The following is a 14,192-nucleotide window of genomic DNA, read 5'->3' as shown; positions in this document are numbered from 1 at the left end:
GCACGCGAACGGTTCCCGCGAGCACTCCGGGCTCAGATTAGAACACCGACAGTGCACGAGAAGGGGAAACGGCTAACTCTGCGCGTTCGAGAGGAGCTTGTTCAGCCACTGCTGGTCGGTGAAGTCGACGATCTTGCCGTTGTGGGTGACGGTCGGGGTGCCGAAACCGCGGTTGCCATTGCCGAAGTCCTGGTGCAGCGAGGAGTCGTTGCTGATGCGCTCCATCTCGGCGGTGAGCTGGCTGTCGAACTTCCCGCTGTTGACGCCCTGGGCGAACGCGGGGTCGGTGATGCCGAGGTCGCGGCCGAGCTGGATCAGCTGTTCCTTGCTGTAACCGCGCTTGCCCTCCTCGGGCTGGTTGGCGAACAGGCTGTCGTGGAACGCGGTGAACTTGCCAGCGTCGGCGGCGAGCAGCGAGGCGTTGGCGGCGTCGAGCGAGTACCCCGGCGGGTCGGATGCCTCCACCAGCATGGGCACCATGTGCGTGCGCAGGCGCAGCTGGCCCTGTGCCACCTTCTGCTGGATCTCCTGGCCGTACGCCTCCTCGAACTGGCGGCACACCGGGCACAGGAAGTCGGCGTAGACGTCGATCGTCACGGGGGCGTCCGGGTTGCCCGTCACGACCACGAGGCCGTCGCGCCGCTCGGGGTACTCCGAGGCCTGCGCCTGCGTGGTGGGGATCGTCTGGCCCTCGGTGGCGTTCTGCGAGCTGTTGGTCCAGATGAGACCGCCGATCACCACGGCAGCCACCACCACGATCGCGCCGACGATGATGCCGACGCGCTTCGGGTCGGTGCCCTTCCTGGCCTTCGCCACCGCCTGTTTCCCGGCCGACTGCTGCTGTAGCTGCTGTTGCCGGCGCTTGCGCGCGGTCCGCTCCGCTCCGCCCACTGGGGTCCTTCCTCGTGCTTTCTACGACCTAGGCTAGTGACCGCGTCTGAGAAGGCTGTGAGGAGGCAAGCTTGCCGGTCGCGAGGCTCGTCACAGCGGAGCTGCCCGCCCTGCCGGTGCGCGAGGTGCTCGGCGATCTGGACGCCGCGCTCGCCCGGCACGGCAGCGCCGTGCTCGTCGCACCGCCGGGCACCGGGAAGACCACGCTCGTGCCGCTCGCGCTCGCGGACGCCGCCGAGGGCAGGGTCGTGGTAGCCGAGCCGCGGCGACTTGCCGCCCGCGCGGCCGCGAGCCGCATGGCCGCGCTGCTCGGAGAGCCGGTCGGCGGGACAGTGGGCTACGCGGTGCGCGGCGACCGGCGCACGTCGAGCCGCACGCGGATCGAGGTCGTCACCACGGGCCTGCTGGTGCGCAGGCTCCAGCACGACCCGGAGCTGCCGGGCGTCTCGACGGTACTGCTCGACGAGTGCCACGAAAGGCACCTCGACGCGGACCTGCTGCTGGCGCTTCTGCTCGACGTGCGGGAAGGGCTGCGCGAGGACCTGCGGCTGCTCGCAACCTCGGCGACCGTGGCCGCCGACCGGCTCGCCGCGCTGCTCGGGGACGCTCCGGTCATCACGGCGCACGCCACTAGCCACCCGGTCGACATCGCCTACCACCCGCCGTCACGGGGTGAGCGCATCGAGGCGTGCTTCGCCCGCGCCGTGCGCACGGCACTGTCCGAAACGGAGGGTGACGTGCTCGGGTTCCTGCCGGGTGCGGCGGAGATCGCGAGGGTTTCGGCCCTGCTGGACGTGCCCGGCGTGGACGTCCTCCCTCTGCACGGCAGGTTGTCGGCCGTCCGGCAGGACGCCGCGCTCACCAAGGGGCCGCGCAGGCGGGTGGTGCTGGCGACGGCGGTGGCCGAGTCGAGCCTCACCGTGCCCGGGGTGCGGGCGGTGGTCGACTCCGGGCTGGCTCGCGTGCCGAGGGTCGACCACCGCCGCGGCCTGCCCGGCCTGGCGACGGTGCGGGTGTCGGCGGCCGTGGCGGACCAGCGAGCGGGCCGGGCGGGACGGCTCGGGCCCGGAACCGTCTACCGCTGCTGGCCCGCCCACGAGCACGCGAGCCTGCCCGCGTATCCCGAGCCCGAGATCCGCACGGCCGAGCTGTCCCGCCTCGCGCTGGAACTCGCGTGCTGGTCTACACCGGACGGCAGCGGGCTCAGCTGGTGGGACCCGCCGCCGGAGGGCGCGCTGACGGCGGGGAGTCGGCTGCTGCACACGCTCGGCGCCGTGGCCGAGGACGGGACGGTCACCGAGCGCGGCACCCGCATGGCCGCGCTCGGCCTGCACCCCCGGCTCGCCCGCGCGCTGCTCGACGGCGCGGCCGAGGTCGGCGCCCGCTCGGCGGCCGAGGTCGTCGCGCTGCTGGACGAGGGAGCCCGGCTGACCGACGTGGAGGCCGAGCTGCGCAGGCGCGCGGGAGAGCCGAACGGGCGCCTGCGCAAGGAGGTTCGCAGGCTCGCCGGGCTGGTCGAGGGCGGGAGGGAGGCGCCGGACCCGGCCGCCGTCGTGGCGCTGGCCCACCCCGAGCGGCTCGCGCGCCGCCGAGGTGAGGGCTCGAACGTGTACCTGATGGCCGGAGGGACGGCGGCCGAGCTGCCGCCGGGCAGCGGCCTCGGCGAGTCCGAGTGGCTCGCGGTGGCCGAGGCGACCCGCGAGCCCGGCCGCGCGCACGGCGTGATCCGCCTGGCCGCGAGGGCCGACGAGGCGCTGGCCACACGCATCGCGGCGAATCTGGTGACCGAGTCGGAGGAGATCACCTTCGCGGGAGCCGAGCTCGTGGCCCGGTCGGTGCGCAGGCTCGGCGCGATCACGCTCGCCGAACGCCCGTTGCCAGAGCCGGACCCGGCACGGGTGCGTGAAGCCGTGCGCGAGGGACTTCGCCGGGAGGGCCTTGGCCTGCTGTCGTGGCCCGCCGAGGCCGTTCGGCTGCGGCAGCGGCTGGCGTTCCTCCACGAGCACGTGGGGGCGCCGTGGCCGGACACCGGGGACGAGGCTCTGCTGTCGAGGTCGGGTGACTGGCTGGAGCCGGAACTGTCGGCGGTGCGCAGGGGCGCGGACCTCGCCCGTATCGACACGGCGGCCGCCTTGCGCAGGCTACTGCCGTGGCCGGAGGCGAGCCGCTTCGACGAGCTGGCGCCCGACCGCATCGAGGTCCCGACGGGCTCCCGCATCCGGGTTGACTACGCGAGCGGGGAACCGGTGCTCGCCGTGAAGCTGCAGGAGACGTTCGGCTGGCTCGCCACCCCGCGCGTCGCGGGCGGGAGGGTGCCCGTGGTGCTGCATCTGCTCTCCCCGGCGGGCCGCCCCGCCGCCGTGACGGCCGACCTGGAGTCGTTCTGGCGCAACGGTTACCCGGGCGTGCGGGCGGAGCTGCGGGGCCGTTACCCGAAGCACCCGTGGCCGGAGGACCCGTTCACCGCGGAACCCGCCCGTGGCGCCAAGCGGCGTGCCAGATGAGCCCGGCGAACCGCGGCGAAGGTGGCCTTCACTGCGGCGGCGCCCTGACGCGGGGGCGCTAGGTGAGGCCCTCGGCGCGGAGGTTCGGCGCCTGCTCGGCGAGCATGTCGAGCTGGGCGCGGACCCGGACGAAGTCGGAATCGTCGCGAAGGCCCAGTGCGATCGCCGCGGCCCGTTCGGTGGTCTCGGCGAAGGAGGTTTCCGCGGCACGCAGTAGTTCGGCGACTTTTGAGCGACGTCGCACTCGGCTCACCGGTGTCCCCGGGCTGCAGGCTTTCCCCGAGCCTCGCGAGCCGCAGCGCCTCCGACAGCTCGCCGTCGAGGGTCTCGCCGATGTCGGCGAACCAGCTTCGCGCCGCGCCTTCGGGGAGCGTGCCGACCACGGCGTGGAACGCGGTGACCGACCGCGCGCACGTCTCGAACGAGCGCGCCCAGCGGCCTTCCGGACGGAGACCCTCCCTGGCGAAACGCGCAGTCCGTGCTTCGGCATCGCGTGCGGCGCGCCGCTCCGCCTCGGTCGGGGTCCGCAGCCACGACCGGGCCGCGTACTGCGCCGCGAGGCCGATGAGTCCCAAGCCGACGGCCCCGATGGGCACGAACACGACGATCCCGCCCACCACGTTCGCGGCCACGGAGTTGTCCATGGCCTCCTCGCCCGGATTCGCCGCGTAGAGCACCACGACGCCGAGCATCACCAGCGCGCCGGCGAAGGCGAACAGCAGCGCACCCGCCCGCGCGAGTGCATGCGTCACCGGGCCACCGCGCAGGGCCATCCGCGCGTGCCAGTCGGCGGCCCCGGGTGGCCGCTGGTTCTCCCGCTTGTTCATGTGTACAGCGACCGTTCCGGACGAACGGGCAGTTTGGCAGCCAGCTCCTCGTCGTCCTCCTCGTGGAGGCCGAGCTGCACGGCCTCGCGGATCTGCTCGCGGTTCTCCCTGACCACCTCGGCGAAGAACCGGTCGATGCGCTCGTCGGTGAGCACGTCCAGGATCACGCGGATCGAGGTGTCCACAACGGACTTGACGATCTCGTCGTGGAACGGCAGCCTCGAGAGCCGACCGGCCTGCGGGTCGTTCTTGAGCTTCTCGGTGACGATCTCCCGCAGCATCTCCTTGTGGCTAGCGAGCGAGCGGGCGAGGTTCTCCGGGTAGTTGCCGGTCTCGAGCACCTTCACCACCTCGTCGAGCACCGCGATGGTGACTGGCTTCTTGATCGCCAGCACGATCGGCCGCGAGAAGCGCTCGACGAGCCGCTGGGTGAACTGCTCGCCGAACGCGCGGTCGGCGGTACGTGCGAGCCGCACGACCACCACCACGATCCGCAGCAGCCGGAAGCCACGCAGCGCGGGGTGGGCGATCGGGATCATGCCGAGCACCTCGTACCAGCGGCGGAGCGGGAACCACTTCTCCCAGCCCGCCGCCCGCCACCGCCACAGGAACTCGATCAGGAACACGCCGCAGATCGACGTGTCGATGATGAAGACGGTGCGGGCGGTCCGCGCCGAGTGCTCGAAGAACATGATGTAGCAGAGCAGGACCACGGAGAAGATCGCGAGCGCGAGCATCACGAAGTCCACGATGGTCACGTCTCGCCCGCGCCGTGGCATACCGCTCGTCATGGGCCGCATTGTGCCCGACGAAAGTCGGCTCCTGCCTGTTGCGATCGGGCAGTGTGTCGGCGCTCCTCCCGCCCCTAGCTTCGTGACCTGCACGAGTCCACGGAGGAGAACATGATCACGCTGCGTTCGCTCACGAAGCGCTACGGGGCCAAAACAGTGGTGGACGACCTCACGTTCGACGTCGAGCCGGGGACGGTCACCGGTTTTCTCGGCCCGAACGGCGCAGGCAAGTCCACGACCATGCGCATGGTGCTGGGCCTGGACCATCCGACGTCGGGGCTGGCACTGGTCGGCGGACGGCCCTACGCCGAACTGCCGCACCCGCTGCGGGAGGTCGGCGCGCTGCTGGACGCGAAGGCCCTGCATCCCGGCCGCACCGCGGAGAAGAACCTGCTGGCCATGGCCCGCAGCAACGACATCCCCGACCGGCGGGTCGGCGAACTGCTGGAGCAGGTCGGGCTCACCGAGGCAGCCCGCAAGCGCACGGGCGCGTTCTCGCTGGGCATGTCGCAGCGGCTGGGCATCGCGGGCGCGCTGCTGGGCGATCCGAAGGTGCTGATGTTCGACGAGCCGGTGAACGGGCTCGACCCCGACGGCGTGCTGTGGGTGCGTGGCCTCATGCGCTCGCTGGCCGCCGAGGGCAGGACCGTGCTCGTGTCGAGCCACCTGATGAGCGAGATGCAGCTGACCGCCGACCGGCTCGTGGTGATCGGCAAGGGCAGGCTGCTGGCCGACGCGCCGATCGAGGAGTTCATCGCGAACAACAGTGTGTCCGCCGTGCACGTCCGGCTGCCGGACGCCGGGGACCGGAGGGTGCTGGCCGAACGGCTGCGCCGCGACGGCGCCGAGGTGGAGCTGCCCTCGGACGGCGAGCTGGTGGTCCGGGACATGCCGGTGGAGCGGGTCGGCGACGCGGCACACGCGCTGGGCGTGCGGCTGCACGGGCTGTCGCCGCGCACGGCGTCGCTGGAGCAGGCGTATCTGGAGTTGACGGCGAGCGCCGTGGAGTACGGCGTCTCCGAGCGGGCACTGGGGGTCTGACGATGGCGGCGACACACGCGGAGTGGACGAAGCTGTGGTCGGTGCGCTCGACGTGGTGGTGTCTCGGCAGCGCGGTCGTGCTGATGGCCGGCCAGGCCGGGCTCACGGCGATCTCGGAGTCGACGGACCTCCCGGCGAGCCGGATCGCGGTCGACGGCGTGTTCTACCTGGTGCAGTTCGTGGTGCTGGCGCTCGCCGCGCTCTTCGTGGCCGGTGAGTACGCGACGGGCAGCATCCGCTCGACCCTGCAGTGGGTGCCGGTGCGCAGGCGGGTGCTCGCGGCGAAGTGCGCGGTGCTCGCGCCAACGTTGTTCGTACTCGGCGTGGTGCTGGCGGCGCTGGCGATCGCGGTGAGCGTGCCGCTGCTGAACGACCGGGTGCCGGACACGTCGATCGGCGAGGCCGTGCGAACGGCGCTGGCGGCGGGCGCCTACTGCGCGCTGCTGGGCATGTTCACGGTCGGCGTGTCGGTGGCGCTGCGCAGCGTCGCCGGTGCGCTGACGGTGACCTTCCTGCTGCTGCTGGTGGCGCCGCTCCTGCTCGGCGGCATGGGGCTGGTCGCGGCGCTCGACTACCTGCCGGGCATCGCCGGGGTCAACGTCATGCTCGGAGAGGGCGAGCCGAGTCCCCTGTCGGGGAATCCGGTGCCGTACAACGAGTTCGCCGGCATCGGCGTGCTGGCCGGGTGGGTGGTCGCGGCGCTCGCGGCTGGCGACGCGGTGCTACGGCGGCGCGACGCCTAACGTTCCCCCAGAACCGTGCACAGCAGACTGCGCGCGCCGGCGGCGAGTTCCTCTCTCGAGGGCTCGCCGCCGGCGCCCGCGAGCGCGTCGAAGGCGATTCCCTCACACCAGCCGACGAGCGTGCGCACATGTGCCTCCGGCTCAACGGCGCCCAGTTTCGTGAGCACCGCGGCCGCGTGCTCGCGCAGGTGCCTACCGCCCCGGTCGTAGGCGGCGCGCAGCTCGGGCCGCCTGGTGGCCTCCAGTGCGAGCTCGTAGCGGGCGAGGGTGCGCGTGCGGCCGTCGGTGACGGAATGGTGCAGGAACGCCGCGATCGCCTCGGCCGCGTCGTCCGGCCCCTCGACCGGCCGCGCGAGGTGACCGTCGTCCAGCTCGACCATCCGCGCGATCGCCAGCTCCAGCAGGGCGAGGCGGGTGCGTGCGTAGTACGACGTCGAGCCCGGGGGCAGCTCCGCCTCCCGGTCCACCCCGCGGTGGGTGAGCCCGCGCAGTCCCTCGCGCGCGATCAGCTCGATCGCGGCGTCGCCGATGCGCGCGAGCCTCGGTGAGTCCATGCCCTCACTCTACAGCTGTAGAGTGGGCGTCATGGACACCGCGATCGTCATCGGCGGCGGCATCGGCGGGCTCAGCGCGGCCATCGCCCTGCGATTGGCTGGGCTGCGGGTCACCGTCGTCGAGCGCGCGCCCGAGTTCACCGGGATCGGCGCCGGGATCACGCTGTGGCCCAACGCCGTGCACGCACTGGGCGCGCTTGGCCTCGGCGACCGCCTCGCTCCCCTGCTCGCGCCGCAGCGGTCCGGCGGCGTGCACGACGCGAAGGGCAGGCCGATCATCCGCTTCGACGGCGCGGCGTTCGAGCGCCGGTTCGGCTCACCGCTCGTGGGCATCCGCCGCGCCGACCTGATCGCGCTTCTGCGCGACGCCCTGCCGCCCGGGGCGCTGCGTCCCGGCACCGAGGTCGAGACGGTGAGCCGCGAGGGAAGGGTGACCTTTCGCGACGGCACCAGCGAGCACGCGGACCTCGTCGTCGGGGCGGACGGCATCCACAGCCGCGTGCGCGCCGCGCTGTGGCCCGCTCACTCCGGAACCGTCCACGGCGGGTTCACGGCCTTCCGCGCACTCACCCACGACCGCCCCGACGTGGGCCTCGGCATCTGCTGGGGGCCGGGGACCGAGTTCGGCACGATCCCGCTCGCTGGCGGCGTGCGGTACTGGTTCGCGTCGTTCGTCGCCGGGGAGGGCACCCACCACACCGACCCGAAAGGCTACGTCCTGAGTCGGCTCGCCGGGTGGCCTGCCGTGGTGCGCTCGCTGGTCGCCGACACCGATCCCGACGCCGTCCTGCACCACGATCTGCGGGTGCAGCGGCGACGGCTGCCGACCTACGTCGCAGGCCGCGTCGCGCTGCTCGGCGACGCCGCGCACGCCATGAAACCGTTCCTCGGCCAGGGCGGCTGTCAGGCGATCGAGGACGCCGCCGTGCTCGCGGCGTGCGTCGCCGGGAACGCCGACGTCGGGTCCGCGCTCACCGCCTACGACGCCGCCCGCGGGCCCCGCACGCGGGCGATAGTGCGGGCCTCCGCGCTGGCGGGACGATTCGGCAACGGGCTGCGCAGCCCGCTGCTCGGCGCGCTGCGCAACGGAGTTCTGCGCCGGATGCCCGCGGCGTTCGCATTGCGGCAGAACGAGTTCGCAGCGGGCTGGCGGCCGCCCGCGATCACACCAGGCCTGCCTCGTAAGCCGTGATCGCCGCCTGCACGCGGTTGCGTGCCCCGAGCCGGCTCAGGATGGTGCTGACATAGGCCTTGACCGTGCCCTCCACCACGTGCAGGCGCTTCGCTATGTCCGCATTGGACAAACCGGAACCAACGAGCGCGAGCACCTCCCGCTCACGCTCGGTGAGCCCGGCCACCCGTTCCTTCGCCTGCGCGCTCCTCGACAGCTGCGGCCCCCCGGAAAGCTGGGTCAGCACCCGCTTGGCGACCTTCGGCGACAGGTACGCAGCGCCCTCGGCAACCGCCCGCACGCCCGCGATCAGCTCGCGTGGGTCGCCCGACTTGAGCAGGAACCCGCTCGCGCCGTCGCCGAGCGCCGTGCCGATGTAGGCGTCCTCACCGAACGTCGTCAGCATCACCACCGCCGTGTCCGGCCGCACCGAACGGATCTCCCGCGCCGCGGCGAGCCCGTCCAGGCGCGGCATGCGGATGTCGAGCAGCGCCACGTCGGGCCGGGTGAGCCGCACCTGCTCCACGGCCTCGTGCCCGTCGGCGGCCTCGGCCACCACCTCGATGCCGCCGTCGGCCGCGAGGATCGCCGCCACCCCGGCCCGCACCATCGCCTCGTCGTCGGCCAGCAGCACCCTGATCAATTGTCGTCCCCCTCCACCCGCGAGATCCGTTCCTTCGACACCAGCCGCGCGTTCGCGAAGCACAGCTGGTAGGCATCCCCGCTCCAGCCGAGCAGCCCGGCGTCGGTGCCGTAGTACTCGCACACCACCCCCGGCGGCTCGGGGCCCTCCGGCGCCTCCAGCCGCTCCTGCGACGGCAGCACCAGCTCGATGTCGGCCCGCAGCTGGCCGACCTGGAGCCGCTCGTAGTCGTCGGCGTCCAGCTCGGAGGCGAAGACGTTGTAGACGTAGTAGACAGTGCTCACCGCGAACAGCACGAACACCACGGCCGCGGGGATCAGCAGCGCGTTGAGCAGCGTGCGCCGCACCTGACGGCGGGCATGTGCGAGCTGGCGAGCCGACTCCGACCCGTCCCCGGCCGGTTCCTCCTCCGCGGGCGAGGCGTGGTGCGGCAGGCGGGCCGCCACCACGAACCCGCCGTCCTCGGGCTCAGCCCGCAACGTGCCGCCGAGCAGCCGGACCCGCTCGCGCAGCCCGGCGAGCCCGTACTGCCCGGAGGCAGCGGACTCCGGCTCGCCCCCGGCAGGTCCGTTGTGGACGGTCACGAGCGTCTCCGAGTGCCCGCGCTGAACCTCGACCGTCACGGCCGCGCCAGGCGAGTGCTTCGCGGCGTTGGTGAGCGACTCCTGCACCACCCGGTACACGGCACGCTCCACCATGGGCGGGGCCGCGCCGTCGTCCACGAGCGCCTCCACCACCAGCCCGGAGGCTCGGCTGCGCTCCACCAGGTCGGTGACCGACCCACCGGCGGGCTCCACGGGCGGCGCGTCCTCCCTCAGCACGCCGATGATCTCGCGCAGCCGCTCGGTCGCGGCCGCAGCGCTCTCCCGCAGCTCACCTGCGGCGGCGCGGTGCCGTTCGCCGAGTTCGGGAGCCAGCTCCAGCGCACCGGCCCGCAACGCGATGAGACTCAGCTCGTGGCCGAGCGAGTCGTGCATGTCGCTGGCGATCCGCGCTCGCTCCCGAAGGCGCGCCTGCTCTGCGGTGCTGCGCTGCTGTGCCTCCAGCTGCCCGGCCCGCTCCCAGCCGGAGTGCAGCAGGTCCTCGCGCAGTCGCACGTACCGGCCGAGGTGCCAGGGCACGAACGCGGCGAAGAGCACCGTCAACGGCAGGGTCGGCCAGCTCTCGATGCCCTCCGGGGCCAGTAACGACACCGGCACGCCGCCCACGGTGATGCCAGCGAGCACGAGCAGCGCGGGCCGCACCCGCACCATGCGCCTGCCCGCGAAGTAGCCGGCGGCGAGCATCAGGAACACGGGCCAGACCGGGAACCGGCCGAGGTAGTTGAACAGCACGGCGTAGCTCGACAGAGCCGCGACGGTGAACGAGACGAGCGGCATCCGCCTGGCCGTCACCATCGCCACCGTCGCCGTGACCAGGCCCGCGACCAGCTCCCACGGCGTCTCGTTGTGGCGGGCCTCGTACCCGCACACCACGCACACGAACGCCCAGACGGCGATGTCGAGCAGTACCGCCGCCCGGCGCCGCCACCTCTCGTTCACAGTCCGGACGCTACCGACGGCTCCCCGCGGGCGGCACTGCCGAAAGTCAAGCGGTGGTGGCCTTCACGAACTCGAGCACCTGCGGCCACGACAGGGCGTACGCGGTGGCGTTGACCTCGTTGCCGTGCCTGCTGCGGTCGGAGAAACCGTGCTCGGCCCGCGGGTACACGTGCACGATGCTCGGCCCGGTCTCACGGGACTGCAGCGCGGTCTGCAACCGGTGGAAGCTCTCGTGCGGCACGATCGCGTCGGCGCCCGGGTAGAGCATCATCGCCGGGGCGCCGATGCGGGCCGTGTGCTCGACGGCGTCGACGGTGTGGTTGGGAGCGGGTGTGCCGGGCACCGTCGGGTGGTAGGCGACGACGTTCGCGAGCCGTTCGTCACGCGCTCCGAGGATCAGCGCGAACCGCCCGCCGAGGCACCAGCCGATCACGCCGGCCCTGGTAACCCCCAGCTCGCCGAAAAGGTGGTCGAGGAGCCTGCGCATCTCGTCGAGGCACGTCTCGTCGTCGAGCTGCCCCATCAGCTCCGCGAGCCGCTCCCTCGGCGTGTCGTCCAAGCTCGGCCCGTGCCATGGGTCCCAGCTCAGCGCGGTGACGCCCGCCCTCGCGAGGTCGTCGGCGAACTCGCGGACCTGTTCCCCGATCCCGGTGATCATCGGCAGCAGGAGCATCCCGCCCGTGCTACCGCCATCCGGGCGGGAGAGGTAGGCGCCGAGGTCGCCGACCTTGATCGTGGAAGTCTCGATCTTGAGTGCCATGACCCGCACCGTAAGGCATCATGGCCGACTATGGCCCGCTCGCAGCGCACGCTCGCCGAGCAGCTCGGCACGCCACTTCCGCCCGGCATCGATGCGCTCGCCGAGGAGCACAAGGAGGTACTCGGCGAGGCGTTGCGGCAGGCCAGGCGCAAGCAGGCCGCGGCGTTGTCGGCGGCGGCCGAGGAGTCGCTCTCGCACGTGCCGTTCCTGCTCAGGGGCGCCGTTCGCAAGGCGGCTGGGCTGTGAGTGACGCACTCGACCGGCTCGAGGCCCGCGCCGAGGTCCTCAAGCTGGCGCGCGTGCTCGGCGCCGACCCCGAGCGCTTCGGCTTCCTGCGCGACGTGCCCACCGCCGACATCAGGAAGCTGCGCGAGCAGGTCACCGACACCCTCTTCGACGCCAACCTCGGCGCGCTGCGCCGCATGGCCGCCGCCAGCAGGCTCCTGCCCGCGGCGGTGCTCGCCGGTATCGCCGAGAAGGCATTCGGACCGCTGCTCGCCGCCCGGATGGCCGGGCTCGTCGACGCGGGCCGGGGCGTGGAGATCGCAGGCCGCCTCTCCCCCGCGTTCCTCGCCGACGTCGCCGCGGAGCTGGACCCCCGGCGCGCCGCGCACATAGTCGCCAGGCTGCCGACCGGCACGGTCACGGCCGTCAGCGGCGAGCTGCGGCGGCGCGAGGACTGGATCACCCTCGGCCGGTTCGTGGGACAGGTCCCCGACGAGGTCGCCGCGGTGGGCCTGTCCGTGCTCGACGACCTGGCGGTGCTGCGGGTCGCGTTCCTGCTGGACGACAAGGGCAAGGCCGGCTTCCTCCTCGGCACGCTGCCGGAGAGCCGTTACCGCGGGCTCGTGCTGGCGGCCCACGAGCACGACCTGTGGTACGCCCTGTTCGACCTGCTCGCGCGCCTCGATGCCCAGCAGCACGAGCGGCTGGCGCCGACGGCGGCCGAGTTGGCCCCAGACGTCCGGGCGACGGCCGCCGAGCAGGCCCGCGAACTGGGCCTGCTGGACGCCCTGGGCCCCCTCCGCGACGCCTTCCTCAGCTGACCCCGAAGCGGACCCCGGACTGCGGTGAAGGCCACCTTGCCTGCGCCCACCCGTCTCCCGCCACCACCCAAACGGAGGCGCTGCGCGCCGCTGTGTTCGATCAACGCAGTGAAGGTGGCCTTCACTGCAGACGGCGCAGCAGCTCGCCGGAGGTGATGAGGGCCTCCGCGGCGGCGATCTCCGGGGCCAGGTGACGGTCGGGGCCGGGGCCGTCGACGTGGGTGCGCAGGAGGTCGCGGGCCGCAGCCGTCACCGGGGCCGGGCGCAACGGAGCGCGGAAGTCGAGCGCCCGCGCCGCGGTGAGCAGCTCCACGGCCAGCACCGTGGTGAGCCCGTCGAGTCCGCGCCGCAGCTTGCGGGCCGCCGACCAGCCCATCGACACGTGGTCCTCCTGCATCGCGCTGCTCGGGATCGAGTCCACCGAAGCGGGCACGGCGAGCCGCTTGAGCTCGCTGACGATCGCCGCCTGCGTGTACTGCGCGATCATGTGCCCGGAGTCGACACCGGGGTCGGCCGCGAGGAACGCGGGCAGCCCGTGCGAGCGCGCCACGTCGAGCATCCGGTCGGTGCGGCGCTCGGCGATGCTCGCGACGTCGGCCACCCCGATGGCGAGGAAGTCCAGGACATAGGCCAGTGGGGCGCCGTGGAAGTTGCCGTTGGATTCCACGCGCCCGTCGGCGAGCACCACGGGGTTGTCAACGGCCGAGGCGAGCTCCCGGTCCGCGACGGTCTCGGCGTGCGCGAGCGTGTCCCTCGCGGCGCCGTGCACCTGCGGCGCGCACCGCAGCGAGTAGGCGTCCTGCACGCGCGGGCAGTCGGGACCGCGGTGGCTGGCGACGATCTCCGAGTCGGCCAGCGCCTCCCGCATCCGGCGCGCCGAGATCGCCTGGCCGGGATGTGGCCGCAGCGCCTGCAGGTCCTCGGCGAACACGCGGTCGGTGCCGAGCAGGGCCTCCACGCTCATCGCGGCGGTGAGATCGGCGACGTCGAGCAGCCGCTGGAGGTCGGCGGCCGCGAGCACGAGCATGCCCAGCATGCCGTCGGTGCCGTTGGTGAGCGCGAGCCCTTCCTTCTCCGCCAGCGTCACCGGCTCGATCCCTGCTCGGCGAAGCGCATCCGCGGCGGGAACGCGATGGCCCTCGGCGTCGAACACCTCGCCCTCCCCCATCAACGCGAGCGCGACGGCGGACAGCGGAGCGAGGTCACCGGAACAGCCGAGCGAGCCGTACTCGTGCACCACCGGCGTGAGGCCGGCGTTGAGCAGCGCGGCGAGCGTGCTCGCGAGCACGGGCCGCACCCCGGTGTGGCCGGTGGTGAGCGTGCGCAGGCGCAGCAGCATCAGTGTGCGGACCACCTCGGGCTCCACGGCCGCGCCCGCGCCGGCGGCGTGCGAGCGGATCAGCGAACGCTGCAGGTCGACGCGCCGTTCCGGCGGGATGTGGCGCACCGCGAGCGCGCCGAAGCCCGTCGAGACACCGTAAGCGGGCTCCTTCGCCTCGGCCAGCGCCTCGACGTGCCCGCGGGCCTCGGTGAGGTTCTTCTCGGCGACCGCGTCGAGGGCCACCGGCACGCCATCGCGGGCGACGGCGAGCACCTGGTCGCGGCGTAGCGGCGCACCCGTGAGCAGTACCTGATCCGGCATCCGTCCATTCCACCGCCGCCCGCCGGCGAGCATCATCG

15 protein-coding genes are annotated in these 14,192 nt (G+C 72.9%); 7 read left to right on the top strand and 8 right to left on the bottom strand.

Going from position 1 to position 14,192, the window contains the following annotated elements:
• Positions 1-72: 72 nt before the first annotated feature.
• Positions 73-891, bottom strand: a complete 819-nt coding sequence (locus DI005_RS35150) for a thioredoxin domain-containing protein (protein WP_112276569.1) — start codon at positions 889-891, stop codon at positions 73-75.
• 71 nt (positions 892-962) lie between these two features.
• Between DI005_RS35150 and hrpB the strand changes: the two genes are divergently transcribed.
• Positions 963-3,395 (top strand): ATP-dependent helicase HrpB, encoded by a 2,433-nt coding sequence (gene hrpB / locus DI005_RS35145; protein ID WP_113644943.1) that lies wholly within the window; start codon positions 963-965, stop codon positions 3,393-3,395.
• 58 nt (positions 3,396-3,453) lie between these two features.
• Here the strand turns inward: hrpB and DI005_RS38085 are convergent, their stop codons facing one another.
• Positions 3,454-3,639, bottom strand: coding sequence for a hypothetical protein (locus tag DI005_RS38085; RefSeq protein WP_147263933.1), 186 nt, complete (start codon positions 3,637-3,639; stop codon positions 3,454-3,456).
• Positions 3,640-3,728: 89 nt separating this feature from the next.
• Between DI005_RS38085 and DI005_RS38080 the strand changes: the two genes are divergently transcribed.
• A complete protein-coding gene (locus DI005_RS38080; RefSeq protein WP_147263932.1) occupies positions 3,729-4,067 on the top strand; it encodes a hypothetical protein in 339 nt (112 codons plus the stop codon).
• A gap of 151 nt (positions 4,068-4,218) precedes the next feature.
• Here DI005_RS38080 and DI005_RS35135 read toward each other — a convergent pair whose 3' ends face one another.
• A complete protein-coding gene (locus tag DI005_RS35135; protein WP_113644941.1) occupies positions 4,219-5,013 on the bottom strand; it encodes an ion transporter in 795 nt (264 codons plus the stop codon).
• A 111-nt stretch (positions 5,014-5,124) separates the two neighbouring features.
• Between DI005_RS35135 and DI005_RS35130 the strand changes: the two genes are divergently transcribed.
• Complete coding sequence (locus DI005_RS35130) at positions 5,125-6,054, top strand: ATP-binding cassette domain-containing protein (protein ID WP_113644940.1); 930 nt, start codon at positions 5,125-5,127, stop codon at positions 6,052-6,054.
• 2 nt (positions 6,055-6,056) lie between these two features.
• Positions 6,057-6,797, top strand: coding sequence for an ABC transporter permease subunit (locus tag DI005_RS35125; protein ID WP_113644939.1), 741 nt, complete (start codon positions 6,057-6,059; stop codon positions 6,795-6,797).
• Here DI005_RS35125 and DI005_RS35120 read toward each other — a convergent pair.
• On the bottom strand, positions 6,794-7,351 hold the full coding sequence (locus DI005_RS35120) for a TetR/AcrR family transcriptional regulator (RefSeq protein ID WP_113644938.1): 558 nt from the start codon (positions 7,349-7,351) through the stop codon (positions 6,794-6,796). The two genes, DI005_RS35125 and DI005_RS35120, sit on opposite strands and share 4 nt — an antisense overlap.
• A 31-nt stretch (positions 7,352-7,382) precedes the next feature.
• On the opposite strand from DI005_RS35120, the gene DI005_RS35115 reads away from it, so the two are divergent.
• The gene (locus tag DI005_RS35115) at positions 7,383-8,543 is read left to right on the top strand and encodes an FAD-dependent monooxygenase (protein WP_113644946.1); all 1,161 of its coding nucleotides are present in this window, start codon (positions 7,383-7,385) and stop codon (positions 8,541-8,543) included.
• On the opposite strand, the gene DI005_RS35110 is transcribed toward DI005_RS35115, so the two are convergent.
• The 3 genes from DI005_RS35110 to DI005_RS35100 are packed head-to-tail and all read right to left on the bottom strand — an operon-like array spanning position 8,515 to position 11,466.
• Positions 8,515-9,165: a response regulator transcription factor gene (locus DI005_RS35110; RefSeq protein WP_113644937.1), complete on the bottom strand. Its 651-nt coding sequence runs from the start codon at positions 9,163-9,165 to the stop codon at positions 8,515-8,517. The genes DI005_RS35115 and DI005_RS35110 overlap by 29 nt on opposite strands.
• On the bottom strand, positions 9,162-10,706 hold the full coding sequence (locus tag DI005_RS35105; protein WP_113644936.1) for a sensor histidine kinase: 1,545 nt from the start codon (positions 10,704-10,706) through the stop codon (positions 9,162-9,164). Before DI005_RS35105 ends, DI005_RS35110 begins: the two co-directional genes overlap by 4 nt.
• A gap of 46 nt (positions 10,707-10,752) precedes the next feature.
• Positions 10,753-11,466 carry a dienelactone hydrolase family protein gene (locus DI005_RS35100; RefSeq protein WP_112276589.1) on the bottom strand — a complete coding sequence of 238 codons (714 nt, stop codon included), beginning with the start codon at positions 11,464-11,466 and terminating at the stop codon, positions 10,753-10,755.
• 30 nt (positions 11,467-11,496) lie between these two features.
• On the opposite strand from DI005_RS35100, the gene DI005_RS35095 reads away from it, so the two are divergent.
• Positions 11,497-11,712 (top strand): hypothetical protein, encoded by a 216-nt coding sequence (locus DI005_RS35095; RefSeq protein ID WP_112276590.1) that lies wholly within the window; start codon positions 11,497-11,499, stop codon positions 11,710-11,712.
• Positions 11,709-12,512, top strand: a complete 804-nt coding sequence (locus DI005_RS35090; RefSeq protein WP_113644935.1) for a hypothetical protein — start codon at positions 11,709-11,711, stop codon at positions 12,510-12,512. The genes DI005_RS35095 and DI005_RS35090 overlap by 4 nt, the downstream gene beginning before the upstream one ends.
• Positions 12,513-12,633: 121 nt before the next feature.
• On the opposite strand, the gene hutH is transcribed toward DI005_RS35090, so the two are convergent.
• Entirely contained in the window at positions 12,634-14,154 is a 1,521-nt protein-coding gene (gene hutH / locus DI005_RS35085; protein WP_113644934.1) for a histidine ammonia-lyase, read from the bottom strand.
• Positions 14,155-14,192 lie beyond the last annotated feature (38 nt).

This window comes from Prauserella sp. PE36, assembly GCF_003311655.1.
Lineage (GTDB): Bacteria > Actinomycetota > Actinomycetes > Mycobacteriales > Pseudonocardiaceae > Prauserella_A > Prauserella_A endophytica.
Note: the sequence above shows the minus strand (reverse complement) of the source record. Positions and strands in the feature narration are given on the sequence as shown.

Coding starts and splice junctions, on each gene's coding strand:
- DI005_RS35135 (WP_113644941.1), bottom strand. CDS start 5,013: ATGACGAGCGGTATGCCACGGCGCGGGCGAGACGTGACCATCGTGGAC.
- DI005_RS38080 (WP_147263932.1), top strand. CDS start 3,729: ATGTCGGCGAACCAGCTTCGCGCCGCGCCTTCGGGGAGCGTGCCGACC.
- DI005_RS35125 (WP_113644939.1), top strand. CDS start 6,057: ATGGCGGCGACACACGCGGAGTGGACGAAGCTGTGGTCGGTGCGCTCG.
- DI005_RS35130 (WP_113644940.1), top strand. CDS start 5,125: ATGATCACGCTGCGTTCGCTCACGAAGCGCTACGGGGCCAAAACAGTG.
- DI005_RS35100 (WP_112276589.1), bottom strand. CDS start 11,466: ATGGCACTCAAGATCGAGACTTCCACGATCAAGGTCGGCGACCTCGGC.
- hutH (WP_113644934.1), bottom strand. CDS start 14,154: ATGCCGGATCAGGTACTGCTCACGGGTGCGCCGCTACGCCGCGACCAG.
- DI005_RS35115 (WP_113644946.1), top strand. CDS start 7,383: ATGGACACCGCGATCGTCATCGGCGGCGGCATCGGCGGGCTCAGCGCG.
- DI005_RS35120 (WP_113644938.1), bottom strand. CDS start 7,351: ATGGACTCACCGAGGCTCGCGCGCATCGGCGACGCCGCGATCGAGCTG.
- DI005_RS35095 (WP_112276590.1), top strand. CDS start 11,497: ATGGCCCGCTCGCAGCGCACGCTCGCCGAGCAGCTCGGCACGCCACTT.